1 protein-coding gene is annotated in these 414 nt (G+C 39.6%); it reads right to left on the minus strand.

The features are described from left to right. Nucleotides 1-164, minus strand: a 164-nt coding sequence (gene thmT, locus C1I98_RS46800) for a 2-hydroxymuconate tautomerase (protein WP_111172267.1), incomplete at its 3' end; no start/stop codon positions are given. Nucleotides 165-414: the final 250 nt, after the last annotated feature.

Genomic DNA, 414 nt, shown 5'->3' on the forward strand with positions numbered 1-414 from the left:
CCACCAACACTATAGCGATTTTTCTGCATCTCACTTAAAATCACGTGAATGTGTTCTGCTGGTGCACCGGTATTCTTGCTGACCACGTCAGTAACATCTTTCACCAAGTTTTTAAGTTGTTCTTGTGAACGACCAGCAATTAGATCAATGTGTACGATTGGCATGAGGCCACGCTCCTATCTTAATTCACTATTTTCGAATGTTTTAATCTTACTTTAATCTTTTCTATTCTGCAAGCCACGACGTTGTTGATTTAACGGTTCTTTTCTAATGACCAGCACGCTGACCAATTAAGGCTACCTTGCAAAACTAATCAGAAGCACAAACCGAAAACCCCCATTGATGACTAAACATGCTAAAATTAATTTAACAAAAATGATTATGCCACGATACCGCCATTGACTGCTCGTACCG

The organism is Spongiactinospora gelatinilytica (assembly GCF_003236385.1).
In the GTDB taxonomy this organism is placed as follows: Bacteria; Actinomycetota; Actinomycetes; order Streptosporangiales; family Streptosporangiaceae; genus Spongiactinospora; species Spongiactinospora gelatinilytica.